Origin of the sequence: Pseudomonas sp. NPDC089530, from assembly GCF_050280705.1 — a bacterium.
Lineage (GTDB): Bacteria > Pseudomonadota > Gammaproteobacteria > Pseudomonadales > Pseudomonadaceae > Aquipseudomonas.
On the sequence record NZ_JBNNVU010000136.1, the window covers coordinates 1 to 9,772 of the forward strand.

The following is a 9,772-nucleotide window of genomic DNA, read 5'->3' on the forward strand; positions in this document are numbered from 1 at the left end:
CGCAGCCTTCGGCAGCGGCTACAGGTGTATTGCGGTTACGGCTTGACCAAGCGTGCATCCAGGCTGTTCTGTGCCAGGAGTTTGTCTACCAGGGTGGTCTTACCATGGTCAACGTGGGCAATGATGGCGATGTTGCGTAGATTTTCGATCACTTGTGTATCTCGATCAGAGGATTCGGTGTGCTGACAAGTTTTGGCAGCGATTAACAATAGAGTCAGGCTTTGCCGTTACAGCTTGACGGTGGCGTCGGGGGGCCGGTGACGCAAGCCACAGGCAAACAGCCCCGGGCACTTAGCTCGGTCTATAAACGCGCACATTGGCATGTCCCTCACTGAGCAGATGGTGAGCATGCAGGCGACTCATCACGCCTTTGTCGCAATACAGCAGGTACTGGCGAGTAGGGTCCAGTTCCTTGAAGCGCGCATTCAGTGCATAGAACGGCAGCGCTTTTATCTCGATGCCAGCAAGCTCCAGCGGGTCGTCTTCCTGGGCATCCGGATGACGGATGTCGATGACGATCTGACCGGCCAGCGCCTCGCTGACTTCTTCGATCTGCAAATCCTGGCCCAGTTCATCGATCACCCGATCGATCGGCACCAGCTTGGCCCGCTCGATCGCACGCTCGAGCACCGCCATGTCGAATTCTTTCTCTTCATGCTCCACGCGATGGCGCTTGGCATGGGTCTTGGGGTTCACCGAGATGACCCCGCAGTACTCCGGCATGTGCTTGGCGAAGTCGGCGGTGCCGATTTCGTTGGCCAGGTCGATGATGTCCTGCTTGTGGCTGGCGATCAGCGGGCGCAGCACCAGCTTGTCGGTCACGCAGTCGATCACCGAGAGGTTCGGCAGGGTCTGGCTCGACACCTGGGAAATCGCCTCGCCGGTGACCAGCGCATCGATGTGCAGGCGGTCGGCGATGCTCGACGAAGCACGCAACATCATACGCTTCAAGATGACGCCCATATGACTGTTGTCGACTTTGCCGAGGATCTCGCCGAGCACTTCCTCGAACGGCACGCTGACGAACAGCACGCGCTGGGAGCTGCCGTATTTCTTCCAGATGTAGTGCGCGACTTCCATCACGCCCAATTCGTGTGCACGTCCGCCCAGGTTGAAGAAGCAGAAGTGCGCCATCAGGCCGCGGCGCATGATCTGGTAGGCCGCCACCGTGGAATCGAAACCGCCGGACATCAGCACCAGGGTCTGTTCCAGGGCGCCCAGCGGGTAACCGCCAATGCTGTTGTGCTGGCTGTGGATCACGAACAACCGTTGGTCGCGAATTTCCATCCGCACTTCGATTTCCGGCTCTTTCAGGGAAATCCCGGCTGCGCCGCACTGCCGGCGCAGCTGGCTGCCGACGTATTTCTCCACGTCCATGGAGCTGAATTCGTGCTTGCCGGCGCGCTTGCAGCGCACGGCGAAGACTTTCCCCGCCAGGGCCTCGCCGAAGTGCTGCTTGCACTTGGCGACTATGTCGTCGAAGTCGCCCAGCGGGTATTCGTCAACCTGCAGGAAGTGCGCGATGCCCGGCATGCAGCTCAGGCGCTCGGTCATTTCCTTCAGGGCTTTGGGCTCGCTGACCGCGGTTTCCAGCTCGAGGTTGTCCCACACACCATTGACCACCACGGCCGGGTCCAGGTCGCGGAGCACGGCACGGATGTTCTTGGCCAGCTGACGGATGAAACGCGTCCGTACCGGGCGGCTCTTGATGGTGATTTCCGGGAAAACTTTAACGATTAGTTTCATGAAAACAGCGCGCGCTGGGCCAGCCGAAAAAGGGGGGCGCGGATTATAGCGGAAATTGCTCAAGGTTTAACCAATTAATCTGCACTTGGTTTTCAATGCACCAAAATGGGTCACTGCACGATAAAAACGCAACATTGCGGTGCGCCATTTTGCCAATTTGGCCCACGTGCCCCCTGGAATGCGTGAGATTGGGGCATAAAACCCATCTCGGGGCACTGGCATGCAATTTGCTCCCTTGTGAGGCAGGTTGCCATGGCCGAGTATCGGCGCCGGCATCACCCACATTCTAAGGGCACACCAACACCGCCCGAAGCCACCCCGGAGGACACTATGTCGAAGTCGGTTCAACTCATCAAAGATCATGACGTCAAATGGATTGATCTGCGCTTCACTGACACCAAAGGCACTCAGCACCACGTGACCATGCCGGCCCGTGATGCGCTGGATGAGGACTTCTTCGAAGCCGGCAAGATGTTCGACGGTTCCTCCATCGCGGGTTGGAAAGGCATCGAAGCCTCCGACATGATCCTGATGCCGGACGACGAAACCGCCGTACTGGATCCGTTCACCGAAGAGCCGACCCTGATCCTGGTGTGCGACATCATCGAGCCTTCGAGCATGCAGGGCTACGACCGCGACCCACGTGCGATCGCCAAGCGCGCCGAAGAGCACCTGAAAGCCACCGGTATCGGCGACACCGTATTCGCCGGTCCAGAGCCTGAGTTCTTCATCTTCGACGAAGTGAAGTTCAAGTCCGATATCTCCGGCTCGATGTTCAAGATCTACTCCGAGCAAGGTTCGTGGATGTCCGACCAGGACGTGGAAGGCGGCAACAAGGGCCACCGTCCAGGCGTCAAGGGCGGCTACTTCCCGGTTCCACCGTTCGACCACGACCACGAAATCCGTACCTCCATGTGCAACGCACTGGAAGAAATGGGCCTGACCGTCGAAGTCCACCACCACGAAGTGGCGACTGCCGGCCAGAACGAAATCGGCGTCAAGTTCAACACCCTGGTGAAGAAGGCCGACGAAACCCAGACCCTGAAGTACGTTGTGCACAACGTTGCCGACGCCTACGGTCGTACCGCTACTTTCATGCCTAAGCCTCTGTACGGCGACAACGGCTCGGGCATGCACGTACACATGTCGATCTGGAAAGACGGCAAGAACACCTTCGCCGGCGAAGGTTATGCCGGCCTGTCCGATACCGCCCTGTACTTCATCGGCGGCATCATCAAGCACGGTAAGGCCCTGAACGGCTTCACCAACCCGGCCACCAACTCCTACAAGCGTCTGGTTCCAGGCTTCGAAGCGCCAGTGATGCTGGCCTACTCGGCTCGCAACCGCTCCGCTTCGATCCGTATTCCTTACGTGTCGAGCCCGAAAGCCCGCCGTATCGAAGCCCGCTTCCCGGACCCGGCTGCCAACCCATACCTGGCCTTCGCCGCTCTGCTGATGGCCGGCCTGGACGGTATCCAGAACAAGATCCACCCTGGCGATGCCGCTGACAAAAACCTGTACGACCTGCCGCCAGAAGAGGCGAAAGAGATCCCACAAGTTTGCGGCAGCCTGAAAGAAGCCCTGGAAGAGCTGGACAAAGGTCGTGCGTTCCTGACCAAAGGCGGCGTTTTCAGCGACGACTTCATCGACGCTTACATCGCCCTGAAAAGCGAAGAAGAAATCAAGGTCCGCACCTTCGTGCACCCACTGGAATACGAGCTGTACTACAGCTGCTGATCCGGTAGCGCCGCGATACGCGGCGTGACATGCTGCAGAACAAGTAAAGGGCCTCCTTCGGGAGGCCTTTTTTATTGCCCGCCAATCGCCCCGAAGCATTCCCCCTGGTGATCCATCCATGGATAATCCGCGCCTTTCGCGCCCCCTGTCCGGCGCCTCGACGAAGGGATTCGTATGCAGTGGACTCGTTCTCTCGGCCTGATCGCCTGCCTGGCGTTCGGCAGCACCCAGGCTGCCCCCTTTTATGCCGACAAATCCCTGGCCCACCCGCTGATCACCGGCCTGGCGGAAAGCCAGGCGACCCTGGCCTTTATCAAGCGGGGTGGCAGCGTCAAAGGTTATTACTCCGTCGATCCGGACGAGAGCCAGCCACAGCTGCTGGATGACTTCGGCAATGCCACGATCGAGTCCGTGTTCAACATCGCCCTGGACAGCGAGTCCCCGACCCGCCTGGTGCTGTTCAAACAGCGCGGCCAGTATCGCCTGTATGCCTACCGTTATGACGAAAACGAACAGCGCTACCTGCGCCTGGAAAAACTGCAGCCCGCCCTGGAGCGCATCACCAAAGACCGCAAGAAACTCGATGCCCCGACGGTAAAACAGGCCCTGCGCCAGCTGACACCATTGAACTACAGCTTTTTTTACGAAGACTCGGGCATCGACGAATTCAACCAGCTCGACCACTCGGCCGGCACCCTGGTGGGCTATTTCGACCAGAGTGGGCAACCCATCACCGCCAATCCACCCGGAACCGACCAGTACAGCTATAAAAAGACTTTCGCCGAAAAGGATGGACGCTTTCTCACCGCCAGCTACTGGCGCGGCGAAGCACCTGCGCCGCAGGGCGAGCCCTTGCTCTACAGCTACCGGGCCAGCCGCATCGCCTGGGAAACCGAACCGCAGCGCTTCACTGGCAGCGAGGATGGCCCCTACCTGGAGTACTCCAATTCCGGCGCCGTCGCCGCCCAGGGTGCTTACGCCCAGGGCCAACGAACCGGTGAATGGGGTATTGGCGACCCACAGGGTAGCTGGTCCCAGGGCCGCTATATCGAGGGCAAACGCCAGGGCAAGTGGAGCCTGTCCAATGAGAGAGAAGGCTACCTCATGACCGGCGAATACCAGGATGATCTGCGTGAGGGACGCTGGGAGCTGTCCTACGGCGAAGGAGGCGAACCCACTGTCACCGGCTTCCAGACCTATGTCCACGGGACGCTCAACGGTCCGAGCGAAGAGAAGGTGGACGGTTTCACAGAAAGCGGCAGCTATCGCAACGACAAACGCGAAGGTCCATGGGTTACCCAAGCAGGTCGCGGCAACTTCGAGAACGGCCTGAAAAGCGGCCCGTGGGTCCTCAAGACGGACAAGGGCCATAGCCAGAGCGTGAACTTCGTCGCCGGCAAAAAAGAGGGCGAGTTGCGTGAAACCGACACCAAGGGCGTGCTGCTTCTGACCGAGCATTACAAGGCCGACGTGTTGTCCGGCACCCGCGAAGGCTACAGCCCAAGCGGCAAACTGCAATATTCGCAGGCATACGAGAACGGCAAGCGGGAAGGACGCTCACTGGATTACAGAGAAGATGGAAGCGTACTGAGCGACATCACCTGGCACAACAATCGATACGAAGGCCCGCATCTGACCTTCCTGCCCGACGGTACGCCGGCCACGGTCGGACGCTTCGAGGGAGGGCGCTTTATCGGCCTGATGAAACAATACGATCGGGACGGAGTGCTTTATGAGGAAGCCAACTGGTGCCGCTTCGACAAGCTCGGCTCAACCGTCGGACGCTGTGGAAAACAACGGCGGTTCACCCGCGGAAAGCTGTCCTGGGAAGCGGACTTTCTCTTTGGCAGCCCCCAGGGCTCTGTCGAGTACAACGATGAAACAGGCCAAAAGATCCGCGAGAAGATCGTCGGCGACAATGACCAGATCACTCAGCGCACCTACTACGACAATGGGCAGGTCGAGTGCCAGAAAGACTCGGTGGGGTTCACTTGGATGACCGTCAACCAGCAACAGGTGAAAAGTCATGAATCCGACGGCCAACTGACCGGCGAACAACGGTGCTATCACCGCAACGGCGCGATCAAGAGTCGCGAACGGCTCGAAAACGGCTTGAGCGCTTGCCGGATCGTCTATGACGAAAACGGCAAGCGCGTCTCTTCAAGCCCGACCGGTTGCGATGCGACCGCGACCGCTGCAGCCAGTCAATGAGCCACCTGAGCCCAAGCGTTTGCCCGGCACTGCGGTTTTGCGTGCATCATGGCCGCCCACTTATCCCCAAACCGTCGAGACCGCCCATGACTTCGCGATTCTGCCTTGCCCTGTTGACTCTGTTGCTGGCTGGCAACGCCTGTGCCGCACCCGCCGCCCTCGCTCCGCTACTGGGCAGTATCGAAGAACGCCTGGCCATCGCCGACCAGGTGGCGTTGAGCAAATGGGACAGCCACAAGCCGGTGGAAGACCGCCCCCGCGAGCGGGAAGTGATTGCCGCCGCGGTGGCCCTGGCACCGGACTACAAACTCGAAGGCGCGGCGGTAGAACAGTTCTTCGCCGCGCAGATCGAGGCCAACAAGCTGGTGCAATACGCCCATCTGTCCGAGTGGAGTTTGCAAGGCAAGGCACCGGATGCGCCGCGCCCGGACCTGGTGGGGCAGATCCGTCCGCAACTCGATCGGTTACAAAAACGCCTGCTGCAGCAACTGGCCGACTTCAGCCCCTACCGCAACGACCCGCAGTGCCCGTCCTGGCTGGCCCAGGCTGCCCACGGCGGCGATCGGGCCGCACTGCGCCAGCTGGCGCTGATCCGCGCCACTGCCGAGCTTTGTGTGTACAAAGGTTGAAGCGACGAACCAGGGCCCGGTCCGCGGCTCTATGCTGGAGGCACTTTCGCCTTCGAAACCGCCGACCAGCCCCAGGAACGCCGCCATGCGCTTGCACTGCCTGTACCTGCTGTTGCTGACCGCCCTGCCGGCCGCCGCGCAGATCTATCGCTACACCGATGCCGACGGCAATACCGCCTACAGCGACCGACCGCCGGCCGGCGTACCGGCTCAGGCGGTCGAGCTGGCGCCGCTGAACCGCATCGAGGCGCCCCGCCCCACCCTCGCGCCGGCCAGCGAGCCCGAACTACTGCCGCCCGCCAGCGCCCCGACCTACAGCACCCTGGAACTGAACGGCGTGCCCAACGGCGGTGTGGTGCGCGCCAACAACGGCACCTTCAACGTCGAGGTCCGCCTGCAACCGCGCCTGCACAGCGCCCACCACCTGCGCCTGCTGCTGGACGGCCGGCCCTATGGCCAACCCGGCAACGTGCCGAGCCTGCAACTGCTGAACCTCGATCGCGGCGAACACCGCCTGGCGGTGCAGGTGCTCGATGGCGAGCAGGTGGTACAACAAAGCCCGACGCTGACCTTCACCCTGCAACGGACTCATCGGCCCTGAGGCCTTGCCGCGCCTGGGCCTGCGAATACAGGCGCCGCTCATGCTCGAGCAGCCAGCGTTTGCGCCACAGCCCGCCGCCATAACCGGTGAGGGAGCCGTCGGAACCTATCACCCGGTGGCAGGCAATCACGATGGATATCTGGTTGGCGCCGTTGGCCCGGGCCACCGCCCGCACGGCGGAGGCCGAACCGATGCTGTTCGCCACCTCGGCGTAACTGCGGGTGGTGCCGGGCGGTATCGCCCTGAGTGCCTGCCAGACCGTGCGGGTAAAGGCCGAAGCATTCAGTGCCAAAGGCGTGACGAAACTCGCCGATTCCCCGGCGAAAAAACGCCGCAATTCGTCCTCGATCTGATCGATGGGGGCAAAACGCCCGAAGCCGATGGTCGAGCCGGTGTGCTTCTGCAGGCGCTTGAGCTCAGTGGCCAGGGCCGGACGGTCGAAGAACTCCAGCAGGTGCAGCGCCTGCGCATCGGCCACCGCCAGCATCGCCCCGATCGGGGTTTGCAGCCAGTCGGCCTTGAGCAGTTCGCAACCGCGCAGGTTCGACGGTGGCTGGCCGATCAGCCGGCTGAAGGCACTGCGAAAACCGCTGTCGGAATCGAAACTGGCGCTGATCTGCGCCTCGATCACGCTGGCGCCGCATGCCAGTTGCTGCATGCCTTCGCCGAGGCGGCGCAGGCGGGCCATTTCCAGGAAGGTCACGCCGAAATGGCGCTTGAACGCCCGGCGCACGGTGGAAGGATCGAAGCCACGCTCGATCAGATCGCCTTCATACCAGCGCTTGTCGGCATGGCTTTCCAGTAAGCCAAGCAGCTGCTTGACCATGGGCTCCTGGGCACCGGTCTGCTCCAACGGGCGACAGCGCAGGCAGGCACGAAAACCGGCCTCGACGCAGGCCTTGATCGAACTGAAGAACACCGTGTTTTCGCGCTTGGGCTTACGCGCCGCGCAGGTCAGCCGACAGAACACCCCTGTGCTCTTCACCCCGACGAAGGCGAACCCGTCATAGGCCGGATCGCGTTCGAGCAGGGCGCGGTACAGGGTGTCATCGTCGGGCAGTTGAAACAGCAAGGGGGCGTTGTCCATGGCCGTCTCCAGCACCAGAGGGAAATGTCTGTGCACTGTAGAGCAGCGATGTAGCGAATGCCGCCGCAAATCAGGCGTTGATTCGCCGACGCGGGAAAAACAGCACTATATTGGTGCACTAACCTGCACCTTCCTTCATCCGACAGCCCATTTTGGTTCGAAACTACCCAGCAGCCCTGTCCGAACGCTGTGTAATAGAGCTTCAAACGGCTGTTTCAGGGCTCGCGCGCTTCTTTTCGGAGCCTTGGTTTGGTTTTTGCATTTTCCTGACATCAGCGCCTTACCCGCGCGCAATCCGGGACCGGCCCCGGCTTGCCTTGCTTCAAAAGAGGTCAACATTTACCCATGACCATCAGCGATCAACTGCACCGTTTGCTCCTCGACAACCTGACCACCGCGACCATCCTGCTCAACGCCGACCTGCGCCTTGAGTACATGAACCCGGCGGCGGAAATGTTGCTGGCCATCAGCGGCCAGCGCAGCCATGGGCAATTCATCAGCGAGCTGTTCACCGAGTCGGCCGAAGCCCTGAGCTCCCTGCGCCAGGCGGTGCAGCAGGCGCACCCGTTCACCAAGCGCGAAGCCATGCTCACCGCGCTGACCGGCCAGACCCTGACGGTGGACTACGCCGTGACGCCGATCCTGAGCAACGGCGACACCCTGCTGTTGCTGGAGGTCCACCCCCGCGACCGCCTCCTGCGCATCACCAAGGAAGAGGCCCAGCTGTCCAAGCAGGAAACCAGCAAGATGCTGGTGCGCGGCCTGGCCCACGAGATCAAGAACCCCCTCGGCGGGATTCGCGGCGCCGCCCAGTTGCTGGCCCGCGAGCTGCCGGACGAGAACCTCAAGGACTACACCAACGTCATCATCGAAGAGGCCGACCGCCTGCGTAACCTGGTGGACCGCATGCTCGGCTCCAACAAGCTGCCGTCGCTGGCCCTGTGCAACGTGCACGAGGTGCTGGAGCGCGTGGGCAGCCTGGTGGAAGCCGAAAGCCAGGGCGGCATCACCCTGGTGCGCGACTACGACCCGAGCATTCCCGATGTGCTGATCGACCGTGAACAGATGATCCAGGCGGTGCTCAACATCGTGCGCAACGCCATGCAGGCCATCGGCGGCCAGAACGAGCTGCGCCTGGGGCGCATCACCCTGCGCACCCGCACCATGCGCCAGTTCACCATCGGCCACGTGCGCCACCGCCTGGTGACCAAGATCGAGATCATCGACAACGGCCCGGGCATTCCCGCGGAGCTGCAGGAAACCCTCTTCTTCCCCATGGTCAGCGGCCGTCCGGACGGTACCGGGCTGGGCCTGGCCATCACCCAGAACATCATCAGCCAGCACCAGGGCCTGATCGAATGTGACAGCCATCCCGGCCACACCACCTTCTCGATCTTTCTGCCACTGGAACAAGGAGCCCCATCGACATGAGCCGTAGTGAAACCGTGTGGATCGTCGATGACGACCGTTCTATCCGTTGGGTGCTGGAGAAAGCCTTGCAACAGGAAGGCATGACCACCCAGAGCTTCGATAGCGCCGATGGGGTGATGAGTCGCCTGGCCCGCCAGCAGCCGGACGTGATCATTTCCGATATCCGCATGCCCGGCGCCAGTGGCCTGGACCTGCTGGCGCGGATCCGCGAACAGCACCCGCGCCTGCCGGTGATCCAACAGCCATTGGCCGAGGCCGAGCAGGGCGCCGAGCAGCGCCAGGCCTGTGGATAACAGGTCCAGCCCATGCCCGCGGCGCAACAGGCTCGCC

7 protein-coding genes and 2 pseudogenes are annotated in these 9,772 nt (G+C 61.7%); 6 read left to right on the top strand and 3 right to left on the bottom strand.

The features are described from left to right. Positions 1–74: 74 nt before the first annotated feature. Both ACQKQA_RS28365 and thiI read right to left on the bottom strand, forming a co-directional pair. Positions 75–203 (bottom strand): annotated as a pseudogene (locus ACQKQA_RS28365) (GTP-binding protein); the annotation flags it as partial. A gap of 88 nt (positions 204–291) precedes the next feature. Next, positions 292–1,746 (bottom strand): tRNA uracil 4-sulfurtransferase ThiI, encoded by a 1,455-nt coding sequence (thiI, locus tag ACQKQA_RS28370; protein WP_427564530.1) that lies wholly within the window; start codon positions 1,744–1,746, stop codon positions 292–294. Positions 1,747–2,076: 330 nt separating this feature from the next. Between thiI and glnA the strand changes: the two genes are divergently transcribed. From glnA to ACQKQA_RS28390, 4 genes are all read left to right on the top strand, one after another. Next, on the top strand, positions 2,077–3,483 hold the full coding sequence (gene glnA, locus ACQKQA_RS28375; protein ID WP_427564531.1) for a glutamate--ammonia ligase: 1,407 nt from the start codon (positions 2,077–2,079) through the stop codon (positions 3,481–3,483). A 174-nt stretch (positions 3,484–3,657) separates the two neighbouring features. After that, positions 3,658–5,694, top strand: coding sequence for a hypothetical protein (locus ACQKQA_RS28380; protein WP_427564532.1), 2,037 nt, complete (start codon positions 3,658–3,660; stop codon positions 5,692–5,694). Between the two features lie 86 nt (positions 5,695–5,780). Further along, the gene (locus ACQKQA_RS28385) at positions 5,781–6,323 is read left to right on the top strand and encodes a chorismate mutase (protein WP_427564533.1); all 543 of its coding nucleotides are present in this window, start codon (positions 5,781–5,783) and stop codon (positions 6,321–6,323) included. Between the two features lie 85 nt (positions 6,324–6,408). Then, entirely contained in the window at positions 6,409–6,924 is a 516-nt protein-coding gene (locus tag ACQKQA_RS28390) for a DUF4124 domain-containing protein (RefSeq protein WP_427564534.1), read from the top strand. Here ACQKQA_RS28390 and ACQKQA_RS28395 read toward each other — a convergent pair. Continuing rightward, on the bottom strand, positions 6,896–8,011 hold the full coding sequence (locus ACQKQA_RS28395; protein ID WP_427564535.1) for a bifunctional transcriptional activator/DNA repair enzyme AdaA: 1,116 nt from the start codon (positions 8,009–8,011) through the stop codon (positions 6,896–6,898). The genes ACQKQA_RS28390 and ACQKQA_RS28395 overlap by 29 nt on opposite strands. A gap of 345 nt (positions 8,012–8,356) precedes the next feature. On the opposite strand from ACQKQA_RS28395, the gene glnL reads away from it, so the two are divergent. Together glnL and ACQKQA_RS28405 are read left to right on the top strand one after the other, a co-directional pair. Then, positions 8,357–9,442, top strand: coding sequence for a nitrogen regulation protein NR(II) (gene glnL, locus ACQKQA_RS28400; RefSeq protein ID WP_427564536.1), 1,086 nt, complete (start codon positions 8,357–8,359; stop codon positions 9,440–9,442). Continuing rightward, positions 9,439–9,678 (top strand): annotated as a pseudogene (locus ACQKQA_RS28405) (response regulator); the annotation flags it as partial. The gene glnL and the pseudogene ACQKQA_RS28405, both read left to right, overlap by 4 nt. Positions 9,679–9,772 lie beyond the last annotated feature (94 nt).